At 57.1% G+C, this 24,487-nt stretch carries 28 protein-coding genes and 1 tRNA gene; 24 read left to right on the top strand and 5 right to left on the bottom strand.

Annotated features, from left to right (window positions below; all coding sequences use genetic code 11):
• Positions 1 to 6 precede the first annotated feature (6 nt).
• From JL015_RS07480 to JL015_RS07395, 18 genes are read left to right on the top strand one after another with little or no spacing between them, the layout of a single operon-like run.
• Positions 7 to 1,122 carry a DUF2586 domain-containing protein gene (locus tag JL015_RS07480; protein ID WP_201017981.1) on the top strand — a complete coding sequence of 372 codons (1,116 nt, stop codon included), beginning with the start codon at positions 7 to 9 and terminating at the stop codon, positions 1,120 to 1,122.
• Between the two features lie 6 nt (positions 1,123 to 1,128).
• Positions 1,129 to 1,581, top strand: coding sequence for a phage protein (locus tag JL015_RS07475; protein WP_201017980.1), 453 nt, complete (start codon positions 1,129 to 1,131; stop codon positions 1,579 to 1,581).
• Entirely contained in the window at positions 1,581 to 1,790 is a 210-nt protein-coding gene (locus tag JL015_RS07470; RefSeq protein ID WP_201017979.1) for a TraR/DksA family transcriptional regulator, read from the top strand. Before JL015_RS07475 ends, JL015_RS07470 begins: the two co-directional genes overlap by 1 nt.
• Positions 1,790 to 2,092: a hypothetical protein gene (locus JL015_RS07465; protein WP_236250176.1), complete on the top strand. Its 303-nt coding sequence runs from the start codon at positions 1,790 to 1,792 to the stop codon at positions 2,090 to 2,092. The genes JL015_RS07470 and JL015_RS07465 overlap by 1 nt, the downstream gene beginning before the upstream one ends.
• On the top strand, positions 2,089 to 2,601 hold the full coding sequence (locus JL015_RS07460; RefSeq protein WP_201017978.1) for a lysozyme: 513 nt from the start codon (positions 2,089 to 2,091) through the stop codon (positions 2,599 to 2,601). The genes JL015_RS07465 and JL015_RS07460 overlap by 4 nt, the downstream gene beginning before the upstream one ends.
• Positions 2,598 to 3,110, top strand: coding sequence for a lysis protein (locus tag JL015_RS07455; protein WP_201017977.1), 513 nt, complete (start codon positions 2,598 to 2,600; stop codon positions 3,108 to 3,110). Before JL015_RS07460 ends, JL015_RS07455 begins: the two co-directional genes overlap by 4 nt.
• Entirely contained in the window at positions 3,110 to 3,400 is a 291-nt protein-coding gene (locus JL015_RS07450; protein ID WP_201017976.1) for a putative phage tail assembly chaperone, read from the top strand. The genes JL015_RS07455 and JL015_RS07450 overlap by 1 nt, the downstream gene beginning before the upstream one ends.
• 20 nt (positions 3,401 to 3,420) lie before the next feature.
• Positions 3,421 to 3,564: a DUF6890 family protein gene (locus tag JL015_RS07445; protein ID WP_201017975.1), complete on the top strand. Its 144-nt coding sequence runs from the start codon at positions 3,421 to 3,423 to the stop codon at positions 3,562 to 3,564.
• Between the two features lie 7 nt (positions 3,565 to 3,571).
• Positions 3,572 to 5,650 (top strand): phage tail tape measure protein, encoded by a 2,079-nt coding sequence (locus JL015_RS07440; protein WP_201017974.1) that lies wholly within the window; start codon positions 3,572 to 3,574, stop codon positions 5,648 to 5,650.
• Positions 5,650 to 5,967, top strand: a complete 318-nt coding sequence (locus tag JL015_RS07435; protein WP_201017973.1) for a DUF2590 family protein — start codon at positions 5,650 to 5,652, stop codon at positions 5,965 to 5,967. Before JL015_RS07440 ends, JL015_RS07435 begins: the two co-directional genes overlap by 1 nt.
• Positions 5,964 to 7,139 carry a baseplate J/gp47 family protein gene (locus JL015_RS07430; protein WP_201017972.1) on the top strand — a complete coding sequence of 392 codons (1,176 nt, stop codon included), beginning with the start codon at positions 5,964 to 5,966 and terminating at the stop codon, positions 7,137 to 7,139. Before JL015_RS07435 ends, JL015_RS07430 begins: the two co-directional genes overlap by 4 nt.
• Positions 7,132 to 7,656 carry a phage tail protein gene (locus JL015_RS07425; protein WP_201017971.1) on the top strand — a complete coding sequence of 175 codons (525 nt, stop codon included), beginning with the start codon at positions 7,132 to 7,134 and terminating at the stop codon, positions 7,654 to 7,656. Before JL015_RS07430 ends, JL015_RS07425 begins: the two co-directional genes overlap by 8 nt.
• Before the next feature lie 10 nt (positions 7,657 to 7,666).
• Positions 7,667 to 9,547 carry a phage tail-collar fiber domain-containing protein gene (locus JL015_RS07420; protein ID WP_201017970.1) on the top strand — a complete coding sequence of 627 codons (1,881 nt, stop codon included), beginning with the start codon at positions 7,667 to 7,669 and terminating at the stop codon, positions 9,545 to 9,547.
• Positions 9,548 to 9,552: 5 nt separating this feature from the next.
• The gene (locus JL015_RS07415; RefSeq protein WP_201017969.1) at positions 9,553 to 9,903 is read left to right on the top strand and encodes a hypothetical protein; all 351 of its coding nucleotides are present in this window, start codon (positions 9,553 to 9,555) and stop codon (positions 9,901 to 9,903) included.
• On the top strand, positions 9,900 to 10,829 hold the full coding sequence (locus JL015_RS07410; protein ID WP_201017968.1) for a hypothetical protein: 930 nt from the start codon (positions 9,900 to 9,902) through the stop codon (positions 10,827 to 10,829). Before JL015_RS07415 ends, JL015_RS07410 begins: the two co-directional genes overlap by 4 nt.
• Positions 10,826 to 11,359, top strand: a complete 534-nt coding sequence (locus JL015_RS07405) for a baseplate complex protein (RefSeq protein ID WP_201017967.1) — start codon at positions 10,826 to 10,828, stop codon at positions 11,357 to 11,359. Before JL015_RS07410 ends, JL015_RS07405 begins: the two co-directional genes overlap by 4 nt.
• Positions 11,356 to 12,060, top strand: coding sequence for a hypothetical protein (locus tag JL015_RS07400; RefSeq protein WP_201017966.1), 705 nt, complete (start codon positions 11,356 to 11,358; stop codon positions 12,058 to 12,060). The genes JL015_RS07405 and JL015_RS07400 overlap by 4 nt, the downstream gene beginning before the upstream one ends.
• Entirely contained in the window at positions 12,033 to 13,004 is a 972-nt protein-coding gene (locus JL015_RS07395) for a hypothetical protein (protein WP_201017965.1), read from the top strand. Before JL015_RS07400 ends, JL015_RS07395 begins: the two co-directional genes overlap by 28 nt.
• Before the next feature lie 371 nt (positions 13,005 to 13,375).
• Here JL015_RS07395 and JL015_RS07390 read toward each other — a convergent pair whose 3' ends face one another.
• From JL015_RS07390 to JL015_RS07375, 4 genes are all read right to left on the bottom strand, one after another.
• Positions 13,376 to 13,912, bottom strand: coding sequence for a hypothetical protein (locus JL015_RS07390; protein WP_201017964.1), 537 nt, complete (start codon positions 13,910 to 13,912; stop codon positions 13,376 to 13,378).
• A 15-nt stretch (positions 13,913 to 13,927) separates the two neighbouring features.
• The gene (locus tag JL015_RS07385) at positions 13,928 to 14,260 is read right to left on the bottom strand and encodes an STAS-like domain-containing protein (protein WP_201017963.1); all 333 of its coding nucleotides are present in this window, start codon (positions 14,258 to 14,260) and stop codon (positions 13,928 to 13,930) included.
• A complete protein-coding gene (locus JL015_RS07380; protein ID WP_201017962.1) occupies positions 14,253 to 15,659 on the bottom strand; it encodes a hypothetical protein in 1,407 nt (468 codons plus the stop codon). Before JL015_RS07380 ends, JL015_RS07385 begins: the two co-directional genes overlap by 8 nt.
• A gap of 1,352 nt (positions 15,660 to 17,011) precedes the next feature.
• Positions 17,012 to 17,096 (bottom strand) — tRNA-Leu (locus JL015_RS07375).
• A gap of 117 nt (positions 17,097 to 17,213) precedes the next feature.
• Here JL015_RS07375 and queA point away from each other — a divergent pair.
• The 6 genes from queA to JL015_RS07345 all read left to right on the top strand — a co-directional run bounded on the left by queA (position 17,214) and on the right by JL015_RS07345 (position 23,392).
• Positions 17,214 to 18,278, top strand: a complete 1,065-nt coding sequence (queA, locus tag JL015_RS07370) for a tRNA preQ1(34) S-adenosylmethionine ribosyltransferase-isomerase QueA (RefSeq protein ID WP_095067088.1) — start codon at positions 17,214 to 17,216, stop codon at positions 18,276 to 18,278.
• Between the two features lie 14 nt (positions 18,279 to 18,292).
• The gene (gene tgt, locus JL015_RS07365; protein ID WP_095067087.1) at positions 18,293 to 19,408 is read left to right on the top strand and encodes a tRNA guanosine(34) transglycosylase Tgt; all 1,116 of its coding nucleotides are present in this window, start codon (positions 18,293 to 18,295) and stop codon (positions 19,406 to 19,408) included.
• Positions 19,409 to 19,461: 53 nt separating this feature from the next.
• Entirely contained in the window at positions 19,462 to 19,797 is a 336-nt protein-coding gene (yajC, locus tag JL015_RS07360) for a preprotein translocase subunit YajC (RefSeq protein WP_025258825.1), read from the top strand.
• A gap of 61 nt (positions 19,798 to 19,858) precedes the next feature.
• Positions 19,859 to 21,727 carry a protein translocase subunit SecD gene (gene secD, locus JL015_RS07355; RefSeq protein ID WP_201003799.1) on the top strand — a complete coding sequence of 623 codons (1,869 nt, stop codon included), beginning with the start codon at positions 19,859 to 19,861 and terminating at the stop codon, positions 21,725 to 21,727.
• Positions 21,728 to 21,736: 9 nt separating this feature from the next.
• Positions 21,737 to 22,648, top strand: coding sequence for a protein translocase subunit SecF (secF, locus tag JL015_RS07350; RefSeq protein WP_201003797.1), 912 nt, complete (start codon positions 21,737 to 21,739; stop codon positions 22,646 to 22,648).
• Between the two features lie 201 nt (positions 22,649 to 22,849).
• Positions 22,850 to 23,392 (top strand): glycine zipper 2TM domain-containing protein, encoded by a 543-nt coding sequence (locus JL015_RS07345; protein ID WP_025258828.1) that lies wholly within the window; start codon positions 22,850 to 22,852, stop codon positions 23,390 to 23,392.
• 86 nt (positions 23,393 to 23,478) lie between these two features.
• On the opposite strand, the gene suhB is transcribed toward JL015_RS07345, so the two are convergent.
• Complete coding sequence (gene suhB, locus JL015_RS07340) at positions 23,479 to 24,294, bottom strand: type III secretion system regulator SuhB (protein WP_201003793.1); 816 nt, start codon at positions 24,292 to 24,294, stop codon at positions 23,479 to 23,481.
• Positions 24,295 to 24,487: the final 193 nt, after the last annotated feature.

Raw genomic sequence — 24,487 nt, 5'->3', positions numbered from 1 at the left:
CATCACATGGCACTCGGTACAGTCAGCGTTAACAATCTCAATCTTGGCCAAGGTGCCGTGACTGCTATTGAGCGCTATTTCCTCTTCATCGGACCTGGTGCGAAAAGCCAGGGCCAACTGATCCCCCTGAACTCGCAAAGCGACCTGGACGACATGCTGGGCATTCCGGCCAGCGACCTGAAAACCCAGATCACCGCCGCGCAACTGAATGGCGGCGAGAACTGGGCCTGCCTGGCTGCGCCCCTTGCTGACGATGGCGACTGGCAAGACGCCCTGGAGCAATCCCAGCAGCAGAACTATTCGGTGGAAGCCGTGGCGATTACCACGCCCGTGACCGCCAAAGCAGAGCTGTCAGCGATGCATGATGCGGTTATCGCGCTGCAAAGTCGCTACGGCCGTCGCATGTTCGTGATGGCCACCACGGTCGGTATCGATGCGGCCACACAGACCTGGGCGCAGTACCTCGGTGGTCAGAAAGCCCTGGTTGACGGTCTGTCAGCCCCTCGCGTGCTCCTGGTTCCCCAGTTGCACGGCAACAACCTCGGTGTGCTGGCCGGTCGCTTGGCCAACGCCACCGTAAGCGTGGCTGATACCCCCATGCGGGTGGCCACCGGTGCAGTACTGGGCCTGGGCGCAGTGCCGGTCGATGCCGATGGCATTCCGCTGCCGTCCGCCATATCGAGCGAGCTGGACAAGGTTCGGCTGTCCGTCCCGCAGATCTATCCGGACTACGAGGGAACGTTCTGGGGCGACGGCAACATGCTCGACAGCGCAGACAGCGACTTCAAGGTGATCGAGTACCTGCGCATCGTCGATAAGGCCGCCCGGGCCGTGCGTCTGCTGCTGATCCGCCGTGTGGGTGATCGCCGCTTGAACAGCTCGGCCAACTCAATGGCCGTGAATATCAGCGCTCTGATGGCCCCGCTGCGTGCGATGGCCAAGTCCACGAAGTTCGCTGGCCAGGTCTTCCCGGGAGAGATCGAGCAGACCCAGGACGGGGACATCGTACTGACCTGGGCGAGCAAGACCGCCGTTGAAGCCTACATCAAGCTTCGTCCTCTCAACTGCCCGAAATCGTTGACCGCGAACATCGCGCTCGATCTTTCCAGCCTCTCGGAGTAACCCTGCATGGCAGCAAAAATTGGCGGCAAGAACTTTGATGTGAACCTCGGAGATCTGATGGTTCACGTCGAGGCCGGCACCCTGGATATCACAGACAACAGCACCGTGGCGCAGACCCGAGGGGTGCCCAACGGGCATGTCGATGGTGACGTGTCAGCAGCCGGCGAACTGGAGCTGGATTCCACCAACTTCAATCTGTTGATCGAGCAGGCAAAGAGCGCCGGCAGTTTCCGCAAGCTGGAGCCGTTCGACATCGTGTTCTTTGCCAAGGCCGGCGAAGAGGAAATTCGGGTTGAGGCCTTCGGCTGCAAAGTCCGCATCTCCAGTCTGCTGAGCGTGGACCCCAAGGGTGGGGCGAAAAGCACCCACAAAATTCCGTTCGACGTCACCAGTCCGGACTTTGTGAAGATCAACGGCGTGCCGTACCTGGATACCGAAGAGATCGAGGGCCTGACCTGATGGTGTGCCCGTTTGATCGTGCCCAGGCCCTGGAGCTGCGTCAGCGCGAGCAGGCCATTGCCGCCGCGCTCGCCTCGCCACGCCCGAGCGGGCCGAGCCTGACCCATTGCGATGATTGCGGCCACGAGATTCCCCCGGCGCGCCAGGCGCTGGGAGGGATGACCCGCTGCGTCCCGTGCCAGACCCTTTTTGAGCAAGGAAAGCGCTGATGACCGATACCACAGCCAAAGATCCTGTGCGCGAGTTGGAACGCGACATGGCGGTGTTCAAACACCGCCTGGTCAGCCTGGAAAAGCGCCATGAGTCGGTGCCGATCCGGGTCACCAAGCTTGAGCAGCAGTTTGAGCACATGTCCGGACAGCTGGCCGAACTCAACGAGGGCCAGCAGAAGCTGACCAGCGTCGTGTCCGATATCGGCAAGAAGATCACCTGGGCGCTGGCCATCGCCAGCACCCTCTGGGCCATCCTGCAGATGATCGGCCCCACCCTGTTAAAGCAGGTGTTCCAGTGAGCCTGCGTAAGAAGATCGCTGCCGGCGTGCTGATCCTGGGCAGCGGTGTGCTGACCGGGTTCCTGGGCAAGTGGGAAGGCGAAGGCCAGAACGTGGTGTATGCGGACAAGCTGGCCCGAGGCCTGCCGACTGTCTGCAAGGGCATCACGCGCTACACAAGCCCGTATCCCGTGATCGTGGACGACTACTGGTCCGACGCGCGTTGCGCCGAGGTTGAAGCCCTGGTGATCGAAAAGGGCCAACTTTCCCTGGCCGACTGCCTGACGAATCAAGCCATCGGGCAGAACACGTTCGACGCGCTGAGCAGCCATGCCCACAACTTCGGCACCCCGACAACGTGCGCCAGTCGGGCCGTGGGCCTGATCAACGCTGGCCGCATTGCCGAGGGTTGCAAGGCCTTGGCCTGGGCACCGGACGGCAAAACTCCGGTATGGGCCTATGCCGGTAATACCTTCATTCGCGGCCTGCACTACCGCCGTCTTGCCGAGATGGAGCTGTGCCTGAAATGAAAGCTGCCCTGACTGGCTTTGCCTGGCCGTTGTTCAAGCTGCTGTGCAGCGTGCTCATTCTGGCTGCCCTGTACATCCAGAGCGGCCAACTGGACGACGCCAAGCGTGAACGTGATGGCCTCAAGACTGAACTTGCCACCCAGCTCGAAACCGCACGCCTGGCTCGCGAACAGCTCGCAGCGCGTGACGCACTCGACATCCAACACACCCAGGAGCTGAACCGTGTTCAGACTAAAAACCGCGCTCTGCAGCTCGATGTTGCTGATAGCCGTCGCCGGCTGCGCATCAAAGCCATCTGCCCCGCAATGCCCGGTTCCGCCGGCACCGCCGGCCTGGATGATGGCGGATCCGCCGAACTCGCAGCAGACGCTCGACCGGATTATTTCACCCTCCGAGATCAGCTCGCCTTAAGCCGGCAGCAGATCCTCGGCCTGCATGACTACATCCGGCGCGTCGTATTGACCGCGCCGGCCACCGCAACACCTCTCAAACCAATGGAAGCACAGTAATGACCGAAGTAAATCGCACTATCACCCTGGAAATTGGCGTTCAGGAATTCAAGTTCAACATGACGCCCGAGGACGTCACCAAATACTTCAACTCGGTTGGCCCTACCAACAAGGTGGCCCCGGCCCATAACCTGCTGATGACCACAGTCGCCCAGGACGAGAAAGCCAAGCTCAAGCCGCTGCTGGAAAATCCGGTCACCACCATGACCATTGGCGGGGCATTGCTTGAAGAGTACGCGCCGAAAATTGATGTGATCGTAAAAAAGCCCTCGATCAAGCAGAGCGCCTGAACGAAGACGGGTTAGGCCAGTTGCTGGCTTTGACCCAGCGCTGGCTACCCGGTGCCGCGCCCACGGTAGAGAACATGGGCACGGCCAAGTGGCTGGAAGACGAATACTGGAAACGCATGGAATTCGCCGTCGCCAACGGCATTGCCACTGCCTTCAACGGATAACCCCCGCATGGCTGACCGCTCCGCCCGCCTGGCTTTCATCCTGAGCCTGACCGATAAGGTCAGTGCCCCTTTGAATAAGGTGAAAACCACCTTTTCAGATCTGGCTGAACAGGGTGAAAACAACATCAAACAGATGGGCACCGGTCTGGCGGGGCTTGTCGGCGCGGGCGTGGCCATCAATGAATCACTGCAGCCGGCCTTGGAAATGAACCGCGCACTGGGCGAAGTACGTTCCCTGGGCGTGGCTGAGGATGCGTTGGAGTCGCTGAACCGCAAGGCGCTGGAATTCTCAATCGCCTACGGTGCAAACGCTGTGGAGTTCGCCGCCTCGGCCTACAGCATCAGCGGTGCAATCAAAGGCCTGGCCGGCGACCAGTTGGCCACGTTCACGAACACCAGCAACCTCTTGGCCAAGGCCACAAAATCAGACGCCGCCACGATGGGCGCGTACGTCGGCACGATGTACAACTTGTTTAAGGGGCAGGCTGATGCAATGGGCAAAGGCCAGTGGGTCGAGCAACTGGGCGGCCAGACGGCATTGGCCGTTCAACTGTTCCGGACTGACGGCGCGCAGCTCAAAGACGCTTTCAAGGAAGTCGGCGCAATCGCGACTCAGGCCGGCGTCAGTGTGGCCGAGCAAATGGCCGTGATCGGCTCGCTGTCGAGCACCATGGAAGGCGGCGATGCCGGCGGACGCTATAAAGCGTTCTTTGAGAACATCGGCGCTGCGTCCGAAAAACTGGGCATGAAGCTCACGGATTCCGCCGGCAACACGCTGCCGATGCTTGAGATCCTGGACAAACTGGAAGCCAAGTACGGCGACCTGACCAGCGCTTCTGCAGGCAGCAAGCTCATGGAAGCGTTCGGCGGCGAAGGTGCGCAAGTGCTCGGCTCGTTGGCCAAGGACACCGACCGGCTACGCAACGGTATCGACGCCCTGGGCAAAGTCCGAGGCTTGGAAAACGCGGACAAGATGGCCAAGGCCATGGTTGACCCATGGATGCAGTTCTCTTCTGCAGTGCAGGCGTTGCGTACATCCTTCGGCCAGGCACTGATTCCGATGTTGACGCCGCTTATGGACAAGCTTGTCGGCATTGCCTCGACGTTGACCCGCTGGACGCAAATCTTCCCGAACATCACCCGCGTTATTGGCGCGACGGTGCTGATCATTCTCGGCCTGGTCGCGGCCATGTCGGCTGTGACGCTTGTTGTCGGTATCAGCAAAATGGCCTGGCTGGGGATGGTGACAGTCTGGAAGCTGCTGAACCTGCAGGGCCTGAAGTCGGTCGCGATGTTCATGCTCAACGCCTTGTATATCACTGCGTTGGTGGTGGTGATGACGACGCTGTACACCGCGTTGGTCATCGGTCGGACAGCCATGATGCTCTGGCAAGGCGCGATTTGGCTGGCTAACGCCGCCCTATTGGCCAACCCGGCGTTGCTGATTGTTGCCGGCATAGTTGCCCTGATCGCGGTCGTCGTAGCAGCGGTTGTCTATTGGGACCAATGGACCGGCGCGCTGATGAACACGGCAGCGTTCCAGTGGATTGCTGGCCAACTGAAAGGGCTTTCGGAGTGGTTCGGCTCAATCGGCGGCTGGACCGGCATGGCCAGGTCCGCCTGGGACGGGATCGTCAACATCTTCAAGACCGCGATAAACGGCCTGATCGAGATGATCAACAAAATCCCGGGCGTGAAGATCGATGCCGTTTTCAGTGATCTGCCAGCGCCTCCTGAAGTGCCGGATCTGCCCGGGGCAAAGGCCACATTGCCAGTAGCCCCTGGTATTCCAGATCTGCCCGGGGCATCTGCCCCGGCCCAGAAAGCCCCACTTTCATTACCGCTCAACGAAATGCTGATGCCGCCAGGCCTGCCGCAAGCGCAAGAGCCGCGCACGTCGAACGTGCCCTCGATCAGCCCGAGTAAACCCCTATCTGTTCCCCGTGGAGGACTGATGCAGAGCATCCAGAACACAACCATGAATCAACGCCCTGGCACGCACGTCGAGAAGATCGAGATCAACACGTCGAAGCCGATGACGCCCCTTGAGCTTGAAAGCATGGTTGCCATGTCGGTGGGTGGCTGATGGCCGAATACATTGACCTTTTGATCGTCGACAACGACTTGGCACTTGATCCGTCGCAGCAGCCGAATCAGATCGAGGACAGGGCCTGTATTGCCCAGGACATCGCGCACATGATCCGCGACAGCGGCCTGCTTGTGACGCTGGTTGCAGAGCGCGACAGGCTGCGTCAGCGCGACTGCATACAGCAACTGGAGCTGCTGGTGGAGACAGACACACGCATGGTGCCGGGCACGGCGCTGATTACCCAGCAGGAGCCTGGTTTGTACCAGGTCACGGCCACCACCCTTGAGTTCGGATCTGTCGAGGTGACGGTGTGAGTGACGTTGACTTCAAGCAAGCGCTGGCCGACGCCGGCATTCCGACGACCGAAGCAGGCCTGCGCGCAGCATGGGAAACCGAGGTCGCCGCACAGGACAGCAAAGTGAGCAACACCAGCGCCTACAGCCCGTTTTGGCGGGTCGTCACGGCGCTGGTGACCAAGCCCGTGCTGTGGATCCTGGACTTCGTTGTCGCCACAGTGCTGCCGAACTTCTTCGTGAAGACCGCTGTAGACGCCTGGCTCGACATGCTGGCTTGGGCCGTCGACGTCGAGCGCAAGGGCGCAACCAAGGCCGCCGGCCTATTGCTGTTCACGCGCACTACGGCCGGCGGATCGCTGATCGTCGAAACTGGTACGGTCGTCACGTCTGCATCGATCAATGGCCACGTTTACCAGCTCGTTACGACCGCTGACGGGATCTTTGCCGATGGCCTGATGCAGCTCGAAATCCCGGTCGAGGCCGTCGAGAGCGGATCCGGTTATAACCTTGCCCCGGGTTACTACGCGATCCTGCCAGCGCCGGTACCGGGAATTGCCCAGGTCGTGAACGCGGACAACTGGTTGACCACACCAGGTACGGATTCTGAAGACAACGACGAGCTGCGATTGCGGGTTCGCAACCAGTTCAGCGCCGTGAACCAGTGGCACACCGACGCGGTGTATCGGGCCATGATCTCGGCCTTTCAAGGTGTGCGGTCGGACGGCGTGTACTTCGAGCATGGTGCGCCGCGTGGTCCTGGCAGCGCCAATGCATACGTGCTGTTTGAGTCTGGCGTGCCGGCGGATACGTACCTTGAGCAGATCAACGCCCATATCCGCGACCAGGGCAATCACGGCCATGGCGACGATCTGTTGGTCTTGGTCATGCCGGAAACCTTTCACGCGCTGCGCCTTGAGGTCTGGCCGCGCTCGACGCTGACCGCCGAGCAACTGCAGACGCTGCAGGCGAACATCGATCAGTTCGTGCGTGCAGCGTTCCGCGAGAGCAGCAACAACGGCTATCAGCCGACGCTGACGCATCCCCAGTCGCGTTTCTCGTTCAGCCGCCTGGGCGAAGAGCTGCACCAGCAGTTCGCGGGCATCGAGTCGCTGTCATTCACGAACGAAGACATTCTGTCCGAGCTGGCTATCCCCAGGATCCAGAGCCTGGAAGTGGTGCTGCATGATTAAGCTCAACCTCAAGTTCTGGCTTGCCGGCACTGAGCTGACAAAACTCAAGGACGCCGCGCAATCCTGGTGGGAAAACGTCGAGGAATGGCTGCGCTGGCCCCTTCTGCAGATGGACGCCGAAACCTGTCACCTGGTCGTCCTCGATCTGCTGGCTTGGCAGCGCGACATCACACGGTTCAAGGGTGAGCCGGAAAGCCTGTACCGCTTGCGGGTCAAGTACGCATTCATCAACGCCGTAGATGCCGGCAGCACATCAGGGATGAAACGCATCCTGGTGCGCCTTGGTGTGGGCTACGTCGAGATCGAGGAGCGTCAGCCCGGACGCGACTGGGACATTGTGCTGCTACGCCTGACCGACAGTCAGCTCTCGAAAAACCCCGAGCTGCTGCGCGTGCTGATCCAGCAATACGGGCGCACCTGCCGCCGCTACGAATTCTCAACCATCACGCCAGTAAGCCTTTCGATTGCCCTGGTGGACTTCAATGACGATCAGCAAACGCTGGTCGCCCGCCTTTAGGAGTGCCCACATGGGTGCCAACATTACACTTGCCGGCGAAAGCCTGATTGCCCAGAAACAGGGGGCAAAAGAGGTGTTGCGCATTGCCCGCTTCATCTTTGCGAACGTGCCAGATCTCGACACTGCCGGCGCGGTGGACCGCGCTGCAGCGAAACCCGCTGCAGGCCAGATCGTCTACAGCTACGACATTCCGGACAGGAACAGCGGCTATGTGAACCCCAACCAGGTGGTGTACAGCGCGCAGATCGGCTCCGATATCGGTGACTGGGACTTCAACTGGATCGGCCTTGAGAGCATCGAAGGCGTGTTGTTCGCGGTGTCGTATGTGCCGCTGCAGCAGAAGCGCCGCTACATCCCGCCGCTGCAGATCGGCAACAACCTGACCCGCAACTTCCTGGTGGAATTCGACGGTGCCCATGCCCTGACTGGGATCACAATCGACGCAAGCACATGGCAACACGACTTCACCGTGCGCCTGGCCGGCATCGATGAGCGTGAACGGCTGAGCAATCGTGACGTGTTTGGACGTGCCTGTTTCTTCGGCAGCGCCCTGCAGCTTGAAAAGGCCGGCACGACGTATCAGCTCAAGCCAGGCACCGCGTACATCGAGGGCATTCGCCTGGTCCAGTCGGCGGCCTTGCCTGTTGTCATGCCGGCGCTGCCGGCACAGGTCTGGATTGACGTTGTGCTGCAGCGTGAACTGAGCGATGTCGTGGCCCGGTTCAATGTGGCGTTTGGTGCAAACCTGGCCGATTACATCGATGCACAGGGCAAACAGCACTACTGCGTGCCGGTTGCGAATGTGACAGCAGCAACGCTTGTAGATCGCCGGGTTGTTGAGCCAATCAATGGGCCGCTGGTTCAGCAGTTCGCGTTCCGGACAGGGGATTACGCCGCCTTGCGCGCACGCGCAACGACAAAAGAGGACGTCGGCCTGGGCAAGCTGCCGAACGCCCTGAGTGACGATCCAACCACCAACGACAGCCAGATCCTGGCCTCGACAAAATCCGTGATGGCAGCACTTCAGCGGGTGCAGGCCCTGGAGCTGCTGGATGCGGCAGCCGGCCCTTTGACCCATACCTTGCCCGAATCGAACGCGGCATTGGGAGTCAGGGACATCACCTTGCGTCGCACGGATGTGACGATAAATCCCCTCGTCATTGCCGCTGCCGGCAACGACAAGTTGATGCTGGATACCACGGCCTTTGCGAACGGGCAGGCCTCAACCGAACTCTTGTTTGCCGGCGATTTTCTGCATCTGCGCAGTGACGGTAAGGGCAAGTGGTGGTGTGTCGGACAAGCACCGTTGCCGGCCAGCATCGCCTCCGGCTTGTTTGTCCAGGCTGCCGCAGGTTCGTACACCTATATCGTCCCGCCCGTGCTGCGCAGTGGTCGTCGACGTGCAAACGTCACCGTTATTGGTGGCGGCGGTGGCGGGGCCTACGCATACGACATGGTAACGACCGGTGCCGGCGGTGGCGGATATGCCTTTAAACCGCTGGACCTCACGGGCGTGTCGTCGGTGGCCATTGTTGTGGGGCCTGGCGGTCCCGGATCCGTACCGCATATGGGTAACGGGGCGAATGGCGGCACCTCAAGTTTCGGGGCGTACATCAGCGCAACCGGCGGCCAGGGCGGTCAGTACCAGCCTGGCGTCCTCCCGGTCGGAGGTAAAGGGGTCGGTGGCACGCTCAACGTCGCCGGCGGCATGGGCAGTGCCGGACAGACCAACGGCCAGGGCGGGGCGGGTGGTGGAAACGTTATGGCCAGCACCGCGCCCATTTCTGCAAGCGGTGTCCCAGGCGTGTGGCCAGGTGGTGGTGCAGGATCTCGCTCGCAGGATGGCCTGCCGGGATTGGGTGCTGATGGCATGGTTAAGGTGGAGTGGTAAAGAGTATGTGGGCACGAATTGAAAATGCTGCAGTCGCGGAAACAACGGACGTGGACCCAACGGGCAAGTTTCACCCGTCACTGATCTGGGTGCCTTGCCCGGCGGATGCCAAGCCAGGCTGGGGGTATGAGGGTGACAAGTTTCAGGCAAGCCCGTCAGACGTCAACGCGCTGTATCAAGCGCAGGGGCAGCGGATCAGCCTCGCATGTGAAACGGCTGTTGCCGGCTCTTCTGATGCTGAGTTCAAGGCGCAAATGTGGCAGAAAGCCAATGAACTCAAGCGCCAGCTGGATCTGGCCTTGGCCGCCGGCGACATGGCCAGCCTGCAGGCAGTGACCTGGGACGACGAGCAATGAATGCCTGGCTTCCCGTCACAATGCGGTGGCCCGAGCAGGCCACCGCCTGGATGGACGATCTGTCAGCCGCCAAGGATCTGGCCAGCGGTGAGCTGGTCAGCACAGGGCAGCGCCTGGCGAGCCTGGCCGGCCTGGTCAGCACAAGCCCGGGGCCGGTTGGTGCTGCTGCAGAAAGCGTGATCGATGCCGGCAAGACGGCGATGGCCAACACCTTGGGTGAAGCGCCGGCGTGCCTCACCGTGACACCCTTCCAGTCCGGAATTGGGCAGGGCAAGGGCAATCAGCGTTTTCTGTCGGCACCGAATCTGCTGCAGTTGCTCGCAGACAAACTGACGGACGGTACTGACGATGCCCGTCCTGTCGAACAGCAATACGCACTGTCGATCCTGTTCCTTGCGACGCACTACGGCCAGCTGGCCAGCACCTTGTCACGCTTCAATGCACTGCTGCCGATGCCAGATCTGGTGCGGGCCGAGCGCCGGGCTCAGAGCCTATCGACCCTTGAAACAGACAAGTGGGTGATCCCCGAGGCCGGCACGCTGCCTCGCTGGAGCAGCCTGCCGCTTGAACGCTGCACCGTGCTCAAGTCTGCAAAACAGGCCATGTCCGGCCAGATCGCGGCACTGGAGAGCTATGCCGACAGCTCGCCCCTGGAGGATCTGGCCGCGCTGGCCAGCCGCAAGGCCGAGCTGCAGCAGAACCGGGATAAACAAATGGATGACCTCAAGGCGCTGCTGACTGGCAGCGACGAAGACACGACGATGCGCGCCAGGCTGATCGGCCCTGGTACACCTGCTGAACTGAGCAAGGAGCTGCTGGCCGGCGGTGACGATGCACCAGGTCATGAGTGGGTGCTGTCGTCCGGAACGCTGTTGGTCGGCTCGCTTTCGGGCCTGAGCTTTGTGCGCGAGCTGGTGGGCCTATGACGATCCTTCTCAATGGTGAACAGATCATCGGCAACCGCATGAAGGTAACGGCAAACCTCAAGATCGAGGCCGGCGACATGAGTGGCCAGACTTCGGGGACCGACGCTTCACACAAGGGCTTCAAGCCAAAGACCCTCACCGTGGCGATGACTATTCGGTACAAGGACAAAGCCAACCTGCGCACCTTGATGCGCCTGGCAGAGAGTACCGAAGGCGGTGGCCAGCTCACGACGTATCGGATCGTGAACGACACCGCCGAGGCCTTCGGTGTCCGGCAAGTGACCTTTGCCGATGGGGTCAGTGCTCGCGAAGACGACAGCCTTGCCCAATGGATCATCCAGTTCACACTGAGCGAAAAGCTGTCGAACCCGGAGAAAGTCGAGAACCGGCGCGTCGGCAACGCGGTGGCCTCGCAATCCGCGCCTGGTGACGGTGTGTCGGGATCGGATGGGAGCACCAAGCCCGAAGAGCTGACCGGTTTTGAGGCCGTAATGAAGAAGGTGGACACTTATCTGGGCGGTGGGGCATGAAACTCCACAAGATCCTGACCATCGACGGCAGTGTAGTTCCCCTGGTCAACGACGAGGTGCGCCTGGAGCTGAAAAGCCCTGGGCGCGCCATGTTCACGATCAAGGCCAGCGACCAGGTGAAAGGCCTGGTGACGTTCGATATTGGCTACAACGAAGCTACGCTGCAGCGCCATTTCATTGGCTACGTTGAGCGTTGCACGGCGGCCAACGGCATCGAGCAGGTGGTGTTCTGCCGCGAGCTGGCCGCTGTGCTTGCAAACCCGTTGCCAATGAATATGCGGCATGCAGATCTGCGCGCCGTGCTGGCTGATATCAGCACCAAGACAGGCCTGCGTTTCCGTGTTCCGGACAAGGCCTATACCCGGACCAAAACCGCATTTTTCTACAGCCTGGCAGCGGGATATCAGGCCATGGACAGCCTCGGGCGGGTATTCGGCATTGATGACTTTATCTGGCAACAGCAAGGCGATGGTGAGGTGTTCGCTGGATCCTGGGCTGACAGCTTCTTCGGTGCTCGATCTGCACTCCAACTGCCCGTGAGCCTGTTTGACGGGTATCAAGGAAATCAAAGCGCGATGATCGCGGCCCTTCCGGGCATGCGACCGGGCGTTTCATTCAACCAGGGCGAGCGGATCACAAGCGTGACACTCGCCGGCACACAGATGGCGATAAAATGGACGACGCAATCAAGCGCAGCGTAGAGCGCCAATTCCCAGAACTGACTGGCGGCTACCACCTGCCGCGCTTTGCCCGTGTGGTGTCCGTTTCAGACGCGCCGGCCAGCGCAGGACTGTGCGACGACTTTCGACCGAGGTACGCCGTCGATATCGAAGTCCTGACACCAGACGGCGAGCCTGATCCAGATCTGCCATTGCTGGCCGGCGTACCGTTGCCTCTGTCCAATGCTGGCGATGAAAAGGGCATGTTTGGCTTTCCAGAGGAAGGCACCCGCGTGGTCGTGAGCTTCGCCTACGGCCTGCCCAGCAAACCCTACATTCAATCGATCCTGCCGCATGGCCTGAGTCTGCCGAAAGTCCCGAAAGGCGACCAAGTGTGGCAGCACAGCGACGCGGCGCAACAGCGTGTGGACGCTGACGGCAACTGGCTGCGCAAGACGGATGGCAAGATTCGGGACGAAGCCATCGAGCGCGAGGTCGAAGCCCTGAGCAATTCGGAGCAATTCCAGAGCCACACACGGAACGTGGATGATCATTCAACGGAGAAGGTCGGAGGGATCAAGAAGATCGAGGCGATGGGCGCGCTCAAGCTGTTGTCAGCCGGATCTGCGAGCCTGGTAGCGGTGGACGACCTGCACATGGCTACTACGCGGGATCTGAACCTTGTCGTGGCTCAAAAGCATAACTCAACGGTCCGTGGCGACATGCATGAGCGGATCGAGGGGCTTCGTCAGAGCATTGCGAAGGAAAGCCAGCGCCTGCAGGCTCCAAAGAACTGGGTAGGCTCCAGAGGCGTGAACATCTTCAAGGTGCTGTGTGACACCCTAGATCTGTTGCAAGAGATGAACGCGCAGATCGCTGGTCACGTTCATGGGCAGTCACCACCGCCGAACAATGCAGCAACATTCATAGCTGATGCCACTAAAGCTGCGTTACTTTCCGCAATGCTTGAAGCAGTTACACTTTGAACTTTAATATCAGTTGAATATGTTTGACTCATACAAGTCACAATCCCTATAAACACCCTGCTCTTGCATTCAGGATCAGAAGGCGTGATCTGCACATCAGAGGCTGCGCGCGCTAAAACTTCACACTTAAACCTCTTGAAACTCACACTAAGAAATTATACTTTGACGACGTTGCTTTTGCTGTAGGCGTAACTAGGCGATTATTTTTGACTTACATTTGGTCGCCTGGTAAGGGCAGCACCCAGCGCATCAAAACAAATATGATATCTATATCCAAAAACGCTGCGGTATTTTTTATATAAAGTATCAGGTTTGCTCTTGGAGAAGTTGTTAGGGACCAATATTAATTGCGTATGGAGCCCAATTAAAGCTTAGTAGTTTTCCGGCCACTTCCATTCGGACATTGGTTGAAATCGCATAATCACAAAAGATGAGATGTTTCCGGAAAGCTTTAATGTAAGGCTATTGATTGTACTTATTCTTGAATATCTGTCGCGTAATTGATCTAGTTTTTCGGAGTTTATTGTTGATTTGTCGCGTATTTTCGCAATCAGATCAATAGAGTCACTTACAAAACTTGAGCTGGCTACAGCAGGATTCCAACAGGCTTCACTTTTCTTATAAAGAATAGAAATTTTCTTTTCCACAATGTTGCAGCGATAGTCGATATACGATGCGAATAGCTTGCTTTTCGCTAGATGTTCTTCCCGGTCTTCCGACAAATCTTTCCAGAACTTGTAGTTCTCGTCAGAGATTTCTTGTAGCGTTTTTTCCATAGCACTGGCAAGCGCGTTAATCTCAGATTGGCGCGCCAGTGCTCTAGAGTTTTTAAACACGAAAAGCCAGCCAGCAATCATTAACAATACAGCCAATATTCCATATTCCGCGAGAAGCTTAACTACATCCATTCTCAGTAATCCCCATCAAACTTTAGCGGTCATCGGCTTCGCTTCTAGTATGTATTTTTTTATGTTGGTTTTTATGCTTTCAAACTCGGTAATGAAGGAGATCCTTCTCAGCACTTCCTCTTTTGAGAATTTTTCATAAATGACAAGGCCTGCGAATGCCTCATCTGAAAAGGAGGAAGGGCATCCAAGTACATTAGAAAGATCGATAACAACATACTCATATTTATCAAGCGCCTTGAGCAAGATATCTTTCCTGAATCGGTAGCCGTTATCATCACCATCTTTGTCATCTCGACCAAAGGGCATGTCAGAAAACTCGTTTCCAACATCGATTGTGACTTTAGACATTATCTGTTTTCTCCAACTTTAGATTCCATTGAATCAAAGTACCCTTAAATGGCGTGCTTAATGTTCCAAGGGACTCCTTGTCCCCTTCGGTCTTATAAGTGTAATGACCTTGACCGCTGAATATCAGTAGTGATCCCTGCGGATTTCTTTGTACAAAGTCTTTAGCTTCGGTTAAGCCTTTACCTCGGTTGTCCTGCTTGAAACGCGACTTCCCATAATCAACTGATGCCTTGATACTCTTTGCATCAACTGAAAGTATAAAGAATCCAGTTTTTTCAAGAATCTTAGATATACTTTCAATAAGCGCAGGAGCCCACGGTTTAGTGTTTATAGTAGTTGGTATGCCTGCCCCCATATCATACATGGATACAAAAAACTGATCCTGTATACACTGTACAATAATCCACCAGTTCTGGAGCTCTATAGGCACAGGATCTTTGAAAAAGACGTCATCATATGCATGCTGCCATACGTTCGATATGGATTCTGTTATGGCGTTGTAAGCTAAGAGACTTCCTTCATGCATCCCAAACTTCATCACATTGCTTTGGGCGTATTTTAATATTTTCCTTAATTCTTTTTTATGGTCACCCGCCGCATTAGATTCGTGTGGCATGGTACATATTTCTATTGAGTCAGGATAAGCTCTTGTGGAATGAATATTAGATTCGCCTGTCAAAGTCCAAAGACCAAATGTGCGAAACATTATAGCCACTTCTCTGGATACTAGTCCTTTGGTTTTTATTATAGATGAATTGCTATGAATTTTCTGAAGCTGCTCAATATTTGCATAAAGAACAAGAAGTGCTGACACCTTTGCCCTTCGCACTTTTGAAAAATCTATTAGCACCTGCCCTTTTTCGCAGTTATCTATCAGCTCTGAAATGAAAACCGAGAAAGAGTTATATTGCTTATTAAAAAAAGAAAGTATAGAAGGCGCTAAGACTACTGTTCTTGAAAGCAACCTAACTTTGTTTTTTTCTGAGTTGAGGCGATTGTAGCGCCTTTTAAAGGTAGCGTTATTTAGTGCTCTCTTTGAAGCGATTACTTGCTGCGTCCAGTCTGATTCCGTTCTTTTTTTCATGCGCGCATGGATCCCATTAATAACTTTTCGCAACCTAAAAGCTAGTATGCAACCGAAAGGTAAATTGGAGCCTTGCTTAGAGTCAACCAGAATGCGGGGATTTGTTATGCGCAATGAATTGTCAAGTAAAAAATAAATACCTTTGAGCGAAAGAAAATCGAGATCAGTGGGTGGCCTTTGGCCTGCCTTTATAGGCTCCAATCCACTGTGGTGGCCAAGCATAGAAAAGATAGGCATAGCGCCCCATTCGTTGCTCAGTTTGACCTTTGTGATCGCTGGGAGGCTTTGCCGATCCAGTGCGAGAGCGTGGAGCATAGGTGTATCTCAAAATTATCTTGGCACGGTTCGAGGTAATTCGATTTTGACTTTCCGCATGACATCTCTGACACCTTGATCTTCCGAAAAACCACCCAAATAGACGAAAAATTACCAGTGCCGGACGTCCTTGGACTGAGCACGTTGGATGCTGGATCTCTCCTCGCAGCTTAGAGCGATTCTTCTCAGCCTGGAAGGCCGAGAGGTGAGGTTTTGGCGGGATTGTACGGCTATTCCGCGTCAACGGTAGCCGTGGATGGTTTTAGTTGAGTACTCGCCCGAATGTAGCTGCTCCTGCTGAAAACGACCTGCTTGCCAAAGCATTGCCCACCAAGATGCTGCGGAAAGAAAATCTTAGTTTAAAAGCACTTATCCCCCTCCCGCCGACGCGCTTTGCGTCCTTTTTTTGTGCAAATCCTAATGTAGTGCAAACGAACCTGTAGCCCAGGCGGGCCGTGGGCCTCTGTAGGTGATCGGCCATTTCATTGTGTGAAAGGTTTTGCAGAGAAATGAAGCGCAGTTGCACAGCGGCGCTGCAGGCGGTCATTGACGGGGGAATGCTGGAGTGCCCGGATTCATTGGGCGAAAAATTGAAAAACCGCTGAAAGGGCGGGTTTTCAAAATCGGCACCGCTCCAGGAATGGTGCATATGATTGCAGTGCGTCAAACGGGCTGGAGGTGGTGTAGGTCAGGCGGGCTGTGGCCTGGAGGGAATTCAGATGCGTGCAGACCCTTTCACAGCTCTGCATCGTCATGGCGATGGTTGAGGCGGCTCCAATTTAGTCAAACGTGCGTGCAGCTTGGGCCTCCCACCGAACCTTTATTTAGGTTCACCCCAAAAAGCCTGTCAGACAGTGGATATCTGTCGGGACCACGGCTACAGGCCTTGATTTCTCAGGGTTTGTCGTCTGACAACGGGGGTGGATGTAGGTGTACAGTTCTGCCGGTATAAAAATAAAAACCTTACGAATCAATGAGTTATAAGGGTGAAAAAAATAAAAATCTGACACCTAGGTACTGTCAGTGTTTGACACCTATCCGACATCTATCCGACAGTTATTGAAAGCTCTCAAAGCCATATAGAACAAGGCTTATAGAGTAATTGACAATACAATCTGACAAATCTGACAGGCTTTTGAGGTAAGGGTAGAAATTTTTCTTTACCTCGCATACGGGCCTGTCTGTGGCACGCGCTCACACTGCCGAGGGTGGTTAAGTTGGAGGGCTATCACACTGCCGACTACCGAGGCACAGAGGAGGGGCAAGATGCCTCACCCGTTGACACGCATTACGCCACATTTACGCCAGACGAAAAAAAAGGCCTTTAAATTCAAGGCCTTTCTTCATTGTGTTGGTGCCCCGAGGGAGACTCGAACTCCCACTCCTTTCGAAAACGGATTTTGAATCCGCCGCGTCTACCAATTCCGCCATCAGGGCTCAATGGCGGCGAAGTATAGGGATGCGCATACCGTTGGTCAACAAGGATTTTTGCAGGTTTTTTACTAATCTCTCCAAACCGGATAAACTCCCCGGCCCTGCTTATCGAACACCATCATGCGCGTTGCTGACTTTACCTTCGATCTCCCTGATTCCCTGATTGCTCGCCATCCGCTGGCCGAGCGGCGCAGTAGTCGTCTGTTGACCCTGGACGGGGTGAGCGGCGCGCTGGCGCATCGTCAATTCACTGATTTGCTTGAGCATTTGCGTTCTGGCGATCTGATGATCTTCAACAACACCCGTGTGATTCCCGCACGTCTGTTCGGGCAGAAGGCGTCCGGCGGCAAGCTGGAGATTCTGGTTGAGCGGGTGCTGGACAGTCATCGGGTGCTGGCGCATGTGCGGTCGAGCAAGTCGCCCAAGCCGGGCTCGTCGATTCTGATCGATGGTGGTGGCGAGGCCGAGATGGTGGCGCGCCACGACACGCTGTTCGAGTTGCGTTTTGCCGAGGAAGTGCTGCCGCTGCTCGACCGCGTCGGGCATATGCCGTTGCCTCCTTATATAGATCGCCCGGACGAAGGCGCTGACCGCGAGCGTTATCAGACGGTCTATGCCCAGCGTGCCGGTGCGGTGGCTGCGCCGACGGCGGGTCTGCATTTCGACGAGCCGCTGCTGGAGGCGATTGCCGCCAAGGGTGTCGAGACGGCTTTCGTGACGCTGCACGTGGGCGCTGGCACCTTTCAGCCGGTGCGTGTGGACCGGATCGAAGATCACCACATGCATAACGAATGGCTGGAAGTCAGCCAGGAAGTCGTCGATGCCGTGGCCGCGTGTCGTGCGCGGGGCGGGCGGGTGATTGCGGTCGGGACCACCAGCGTGCGTTCGCTGGAGAGTGCCGCGCGTGATGGCGTGTTGAAGCCGTTCAGCGGCGACACCGATATCTTCATTTATCCGGGGCGGCCGTTTCATGTGGTCGATGCCCTGGTGACCAATTTCCATTTGCCTGAATCCACGCTGTTGATGCTGGTTTCGGCGTTCGCTGGTTATCCCGAAACCATGGCGGCCTACAAAGCGGCCATCGAGCATGGGTACCGCTTCTTCAGTTACGGTGATGCGATGTTCATCACCCGCAATCCCGCGCCGACTGCCCCGCAGGAATCGGCCCCAGAGGATCAAGCATGAGTCGCACCTGTCGTATGTCTTTCGAGCTGCTGGCCACCGACGGTAAAGCCCGTCGCGGTCGCTTGACCTTCCCTCGTGGCGTGGTGGAAACCCCGGCGTTCATGCCGGTGGGCACTTATGGCACGGTCAAGGGCATGCTGCCTCGGGATATCGAGGCCACCGGCGCGCAGATCATTCTGGGTAACACCTTCCACCTGTGGCTGCGTCCGGGCACTGAAGTCATCAAGGGGCACGGCGACCTGCACGATTTCATGCAGTGGAAAGGGCCGATCCTGACCGACTCCGGCGGTTTCCAGGTGTTCAGCCTGGGCGCCATGCGCAAGATCAAGGAGGAGGGCGTGACCTTCGCTTCTCCGGTCGATGGCGCCAAGGTGTTCATGGGGCCGGAAGAGTCGATGCAGGTCCAGCGTGACCTGGGCTCGGACATCGTGATGATCTTCGACGAATGCACGCCGTATCCGGCCGATGAAGACGTCGCACGGGTTTCCATGGAGCTGTCGCTGCGTTGGGCCAAGCGCTCGAAAGTCGCTCATGGCGAGAGCACGGCAGCGCTGTTCGGCATCGTGCAGGGTGGCATGCATGAAAACCTGCGCATGCGCTCGCTCGAAGGGCTGGATCAGATCGGTTTCGACGGCCTGGCCATTGGCGGTCTGTCGGTGGGCGAGCCCAAGCACGAGATGATCAAGGTGCTGGATTATCTGCCGGGCCAGATGCCAGCAGACAAACCTCGTTACCTTATGGGGGTAGGCAAGCCCGAAGATCTGGTTGAGGGTGTGCGCCGCGGAGTCGACATGTTCGACTGCGTGATGCCGACCCGCAATGCCCGCAACGGCCATCTGTTCATCGATACCGGTGTTCTGAAGATTCGTAATGCGTTCCATCGCCATGACGATTCGCCGCTGGATCCGACCTGTGACTGCTACACCTGCAAGAACTTCTCCCGCGCTTATCTGCATCACCTGGACAAGTGCGGCGAAATGTTGGGGAGCATGCTCAATACGATCCACAATTTGCGGCATTACCAGCTGCTTATGGCTGGTTTGCGCGAGGCTATTCAACAAGGTACATTGGCCGCCTTCGTCGATGCCTTCTATGCCAAACGCGGCCTTCCAACGCCGCCGCTTGGCTGAAACAGAACCGATTTTTCGTGTTTCTTATACTAATTATGCAATTGGAGCGCTAAATGAGCTTTTTCATCTCTCCCGCTTTCGCGGATGCTGCTGCACCGGCTGCCGGTCCTGCGGGCACCGGCTTTGAGTGGATCTTCCTGGTCGGCTTCCTGGTCATCTTCTATCTGATGATCTGGCGTCCACAGGCCAAGCGCGCCAAGGAGCAGAAAAACCTGCTCAGCAACCTGCAGAAGGGCGATGAAGTCGTTACCACTGGCGGTATCGCTGGCAAGATCAACAAAGTGACCGATGACTTCGTGGTTATCGAGGTTTCCGACACTGTTGAGCTGAAGATCCAGAAGGGCGCTATCGCTGCCACTCTGCCAAAGGGCACCCTGAAAGCGATCTGAGTACCATTTTTACCAATCGACGGGGCGCGCAAGGCGCCCCGCGTTCTAAGCGGGCGGCGTGATGCTGAACAAATACCCTCTGTGGAAATACGTACTGATCCTGGCGGTGCTGGCGATCGGTTTCATTTATTCCGCACCCAATCTCTACCCTGACGACTCGGCTATCCAGATCAGTGGCGCCAGTACTGCGCTGCAGGTCAGTCAGGCGGATCTGGATCGTGCAGGCAAGGCGCTTGCCGATGCCGGTATCTCGGTCAAGGCCTCCTCTCTGGCTGAGAATGGCAAGGGCGGTTTGTTGCGTCTGAGCAAGCAGGAAGATCAGTTGCCAGCCAAGGATGTGGTGCGCAAGGCTTTGGGTGATGACTATGTCGTCGCACTCAACCTGGCCCGTACTACCCCGACATGGTTGCGTAACCTGGGCGCAAGCCCGATGAAGCTGGGCCTGGACCTTTCCGGTGGTGTGCATTTCCTGTTGGAAGTGGACATGGACAAGGCCATCGATGCTCGCCTGAAAGTCTACGAAGGCGAAGTCAAGACTCTGTTGCGCAAAGAGAAGGTGCGTTATCGCAGCCTTCCACAAGTCAACAATGTCATTCAGTTGGGTTTCACCGACGATGCCGAGCGTGAACAGGCCCGTGCCCTGGTCCGCAAGAGCTTCACCGACTTTGAAATCACGCCTGCCGAGTTGAACGGTATTCCTGTTCTGCGTCTGGCGCTGACTGCAGCCAAGCTGGCTGAAATTCGCGAATATTCCATCAAGCAGAACCTGACTACGGTTCGTAACCGCGTCAACGAGCTGGGTGTTGCCGAGCCTCTGGTCCAGCGTCAGGGTGCCAACCGTATCGTGGTTGAGCTGCCGGGCGTGCAGGACACTGCCGAAGCCAAGCGTATTCTCGGCAAGACGGCCAACCTGGAGTTCCGTCTGGGCGCAGGCCCTGATGACTCCAAGGGCACCACCGAGATGTTCGAGTTCCGCGAGGGCGGACGTCCTGCCGCTGCGGTCGAGCGTGGTCTGATCATCACCGGTGATCAGGTAACCGACGCCAAGGCGAGTTTCGACGAGCATGGCCGTCCACAGGTGAACATCAACCTCGATGGTCACGGTGGCGAGCTGATGAGCCGTGCAACCCGCAGCAACGTGGGTCGCAGCATGGCGGTGATCTTCATCGAGCAGCGTCCGACCACGACCTATGTCAAGCAGACGGTCGATGGCGTCGAGAAAGACGTGGCGGTGCAGACTTTCAAGGAAGACAAGAAAATCATCAGTCTGGCGACCATTCAGTCGCCGCTGGGCAGTCAGTTCCGGATCACCGGTCTGAACGGCCAGGGTGAGTCCTCCGAGCTGGCGCTGCTGCTGCGTGCCGGTGGTCTGGCGGCGCCGATGTACTTCGCTGAAGAACGCACAATCGGTCCAAGCCTGGGTGCCGACAACATCACCAAGGGTATCGATGCTTCCCTGTGGGGCATGCTGTTCGTTTCGCTGTTCATCATGGCGATCTACCGTTTCTTCGGCCTGATCGCGACTGTCGCTCTGGCCTTCAACATGGTCATGCTGCTGGCGCTGATGTCTCTGCTGGGTGCAACGCTGACCTTGCCGGGTATTGCCGGTATCGTTCTGACCATGGGTATGGCGGTCGACGCCAACGTGCTGATCTTCTCGCGGATTCGTGAGGAAATCGCCAATGGCATGAGTGTGCAGCGTGCAATCAACGAAGGTTTCGATCGTGCCTACACGGCGATCCTCGACGCCAACCTGACGACGCTGCTGGTCGGCGGCATTCTCTTTGCGATGGGCACAGGCCCCGTCAAAGGGTTTGCGGTGACCATGTCGCTCGGGATCTTTACCTCGATGTTCACGGCCATCATGGTGACCCGCGCTATGGTCAACCTGATCTACGGCGGTCGTGACTTCAAGAAGTTGTGGATTTAAGGGGCTGCCATGTTACGTACCATCAACTTCATGGGCGTTCGCAATGTTGCGTTCGCCGTTACCATGCTCCTTACCGTACTGGCGTTGTTCAGCTGGTTCCATAAAGGGCTTAACTTCGGTCTGGACTTCACCGGCGGTACGCTGATCGAGCTGACCTACGAGCGTCCGGCGGACCTGGGCAAGGTGCGTGAGGAGCTGGCTTCGGCTGGTTACCACGATGCTGTGGTTCAGAGCTTCGGCGCGACCACTGACTTGCTGGTGCGCATGCCGGGCGAAGACCCGCAACTGGGCACCCAGGTCGCTGAAGCGCTGCGCCAGGCGGGTGCCGATAACCCGGCAACCGTCAAGCGCGTCGAGTTCGTTGGTCCTCAGGTTGGTGAAGAGCTTCGCGACCAGGGCGGTATCGGCATGCTGCTGGCGCTCGGTGGCGTTCTGATCTACCTGGCGTTCCGTTTCCAGTGGAAGTTTGCGATCGGCGCGATCATCTCCCTGATTCACGACGTGGTCGTGACCATGGGTATCCTGTCGTTCTTCCAGATCACGTTCGATCTGACGGTTCTGGCGGCGGTGCTGGCGATCATCGGTTACTCGCTGAATGACACCATCGTTGTATTCGACCGGGTCCGTGAAAACTTCCGCTTGCTGCGCAAGGCTTCGCTGATCGAGAACATCAACATTTCCACCACCCAGACACTGCTGCGCACCATTGCGACTTCGGTCTCTACGTTGCTGGCAATCATCGCGTTGTGGGTGTTTGGTGGCGACAGCCTGGAAGGCTTCTCCATCGCGTTGTTCATCGGTGTTCTGGCGGGTACTTACTCGTCCATCTACATCGCCAACGTGATGCTGATCTGGCTGAACCTCACCACAGAGGATCTGATTCCTCCGGTTGTGACCGAGAAGGCGGATGATTTGCCTTGATGTCCTCCTTCTGTAGGAGCGAATTCATTCGCGAATGCCTCTGATGCCAGGGTGATCGGGAATGTTCGCGGATGAATCCGCTCCCACGGAAAATGCAAGAAATGAAAAGGCGCGAGTTCGGAACTCGCGCCTTTTTTTATGCTCCAAGGCTTGGCAGTGCGTAGGAAAGAATCTACGCGAACGTAGGTCAGGAGGTTCAAAGTGAACAAGTCTCTGCTTGTTGGTGCTGTGTTGGGTGCTGCTGTCGTTACCGCTGGTGGCGCTGTTGCCACCTACAGCCTGGTCAAGGGCGGCCCAGAGTATGCAGATGTGTTGGCCGTCGAGCCGATCAAGGAGCAAATCAAGACCCCGCGTGAGGTCTGCAAGGATGTAGCTGTTACCCATCGCGCTCCGGTCAAGGATGAGCATCAGATTGTAGGTAGTGTGATCGGTGCTGTCGCAGGTGGTTTGCTCGGTAACCAAGTTGGTGGTGGTAACGGCAAGAAGATTGCCACGGTCGCCGGTGCGGTAGGTGGTGGCTATGCAGGTAACAAGGTTCAGGAAGGTATGCAGAACCGCGATACTTACACCACGACTGAAACTCGTTGCAATACCGTCAACGATATCAGCGACAAGGTTGTGGGCTACAACGTGAAGTACAAGTTGAACGAGAAGGTTGGACAGGTTCGTATGGCCAATGACCCAGGCAGTCAGATCCCTGTGGACAAGAATGGTCAGTTGATCCTGAGCCAGGCTGCTCAATAAGCTGTGATGCAGGAGTGAATGAATTCGCTCCTGCGGTCAGCAGGCATAAAAAAACCGGCGAAAGCCGGTTTTTTTACATCTGCCATTCAGCGTTTCAGCGAAGGCGGCAGGTGTGGAGCGATGGCGGTCAGGACTGCCTTGAAGCATTTGGTGTTGCCAGCAACGATGTGGCCTTTCTCCAGGAAGTCGTGACCGCCTGTGAAGTCGCTGACCAGGCCGCCTGCTTCCTGAATCAGCAGTGCGCCTGCTGCCATGTCCCATTCGGACAGGCCTGATTCCCAGAATGCATCGAAACGGCCGGCTGCAACGTAAGCCAGGTCCAGGCTGGCAGCGCCTGCGCGGCGGATGCCTGCGGTCTGGCCGACGAGGCTGCGGAACATGCCCAGGTAGTTTTCCAGGCCGTCCATTTGTTCATCGCGGAACGGGAAGCCGGTGCCCAGCAGTGCGCCTTCAAGGCTCTTGCGGGTGCTGACGCGCAGGCGGCGACCGTTCAGGGCTGCGCCACGGCCACGGCTGGCGGTGAATTCTTCCTGGCGAACCGGGTCGAGAACGACGGCGTGCTCAAGGCGGCCGCGATATTTGCAGGCGATGCTGACAGCGAAGTGCGGGATGCCGCGAACGAAGTTGGTAGTGCCGTCCAGCGGATCGATGATCCACAGGTAATCGGCGCCTTCGCCGCTGCCTGCGTGCAGGCCGCTTTCTTCGCCGAGGATGCCGTGGGTAGGATAAGCCTTGCGCAGGGCGGTGATGATGCTCTGCTCGGCGGCACGGTCAATTTCCGTGACGTAGTCTTTGGCTTCTTTTTCGTCAACCTTGATGGTATCCAAGCGCTCGATGGAGCGGAAAATCAATTCGCTGGCGCTGCGGGCGGCGCGCAGCGCGATATTCAGCATGGGCTGCATGGACATTTCACCTAAGGTTGTTAAAGAGAGCCGAACATTCTATGGGTTAAGTCAAATTATTTCCAGCCCTGGCGTTGTCGTCTCGATCAGGTTTTACGATTTTCCGTGGTCAGGCGTTTGTAAGGGTTCATAGCGTTAATGAGGCGGGTTCTGTAATATTTGCACCCCTTAATTTTGTCAGTGAGCGCTTGCA

Origin of the sequence: Pseudomonas cichorii (assembly GCF_015471405.1) — a bacterium.
Taxonomy (GTDB): Bacteria; Pseudomonadota; Gammaproteobacteria; order Pseudomonadales; family Pseudomonadaceae; genus Aquipseudomonas; species Aquipseudomonas serbiensis.
Note: the sequence above shows the minus strand (reverse complement) of the source record. Positions and strands in the feature narration are given on the sequence as shown.

Excerpts from the sequence above, each read along its gene's own strand:
- tgt (WP_095067087.1), top strand. The coding sequence starts at position 18,293 with ATGTCTTTCGAGCTGCTGGCCACCGACGGTAAAGCCCGTCGCGGTCGC.
- JL015_RS07380 (WP_201017962.1), bottom strand. The coding sequence starts at position 15,659 with ATGCTCCACGCTCTCGCACTGGATCGGCAAAGCCTCCCAGCGATCACA.
- suhB (WP_201003793.1), bottom strand. The coding sequence starts at position 24,294 with ATGCAGCCCATGCTGAATATCGCGCTGCGCGCCGCCCGCAGCGCCAGC.
- JL015_RS07425 (WP_201017971.1), top strand. The coding sequence starts at position 7,132 with ATGATTAAGCTCAACCTCAAGTTCTGGCTTGCCGGCACTGAGCTGACA.
- secF (WP_201003797.1), top strand. The coding sequence starts at position 21,737 with ATGTTACGTACCATCAACTTCATGGGCGTTCGCAATGTTGCGTTCGCC.
- JL015_RS07390 (WP_201017964.1), bottom strand. The coding sequence starts at position 13,912 with ATGGATGTAGTTAAGCTTCTCGCGGAATATGGAATATTGGCTGTATTG.
- JL015_RS07385 (WP_201017963.1), bottom strand. The coding sequence starts at position 14,260 with ATGTCTAAAGTCACAATCGATGTTGGAAACGAGTTTTCTGACATGCCC.
- JL015_RS07450 (WP_201017976.1), top strand. The coding sequence starts at position 3,110 with ATGACCGAAGTAAATCGCACTATCACCCTGGAAATTGGCGTTCAGGAA.
- JL015_RS07420 (WP_201017970.1), top strand. The coding sequence starts at position 7,667 with ATGGGTGCCAACATTACACTTGCCGGCGAAAGCCTGATTGCCCAGAAA.
- JL015_RS07455 (WP_201017977.1), top strand. The coding sequence starts at position 2,598 with ATGAAAGCTGCCCTGACTGGCTTTGCCTGGCCGTTGTTCAAGCTGCTG.
- JL015_RS07410 (WP_201017968.1), top strand. The coding sequence starts at position 9,900 with ATGAATGCCTGGCTTCCCGTCACAATGCGGTGGCCCGAGCAGGCCACC.
- queA (WP_095067088.1), top strand. The coding sequence starts at position 17,214 with ATGCGCGTTGCTGACTTTACCTTCGATCTCCCTGATTCCCTGATTGCT.
- JL015_RS07480 (WP_201017981.1), top strand. The coding sequence starts at position 7 with ATGGCACTCGGTACAGTCAGCGTTAACAATCTCAATCTTGGCCAAGGT.
- JL015_RS07435 (WP_201017973.1), top strand. The coding sequence starts at position 5,650 with ATGGCCGAATACATTGACCTTTTGATCGTCGACAACGACTTGGCACTT.
- JL015_RS07475 (WP_201017980.1), top strand. The coding sequence starts at position 1,129 with ATGGCAGCAAAAATTGGCGGCAAGAACTTTGATGTGAACCTCGGAGAT.
- JL015_RS07465 (WP_236250176.1), top strand. The coding sequence starts at position 1,790 with ATGACCGATACCACAGCCAAAGATCCTGTGCGCGAGTTGGAACGCGAC.
- JL015_RS07470 (WP_201017979.1), top strand. The coding sequence starts at position 1,581 with ATGGTGTGCCCGTTTGATCGTGCCCAGGCCCTGGAGCTGCGTCAGCGC.
- JL015_RS07400 (WP_201017966.1), top strand. The coding sequence starts at position 11,356 with ATGAAACTCCACAAGATCCTGACCATCGACGGCAGTGTAGTTCCCCTG.
- JL015_RS07405 (WP_201017967.1), top strand. The coding sequence starts at position 10,826 with ATGACGATCCTTCTCAATGGTGAACAGATCATCGGCAACCGCATGAAG.
- JL015_RS07415 (WP_201017969.1), top strand. The coding sequence starts at position 9,553 with ATGTGGGCACGAATTGAAAATGCTGCAGTCGCGGAAACAACGGACGTG.
- secD (WP_201003799.1), top strand. The coding sequence starts at position 19,859 with ATGCTGAACAAATACCCTCTGTGGAAATACGTACTGATCCTGGCGGTG.
- JL015_RS07395 (WP_201017965.1), top strand. The coding sequence starts at position 12,033 with ATGGACGACGCAATCAAGCGCAGCGTAGAGCGCCAATTCCCAGAACTG.
- JL015_RS07440 (WP_201017974.1), top strand. The coding sequence starts at position 3,572 with ATGGCTGACCGCTCCGCCCGCCTGGCTTTCATCCTGAGCCTGACCGAT.
- yajC (WP_025258825.1), top strand. The coding sequence starts at position 19,462 with ATGAGCTTTTTCATCTCTCCCGCTTTCGCGGATGCTGCTGCACCGGCT.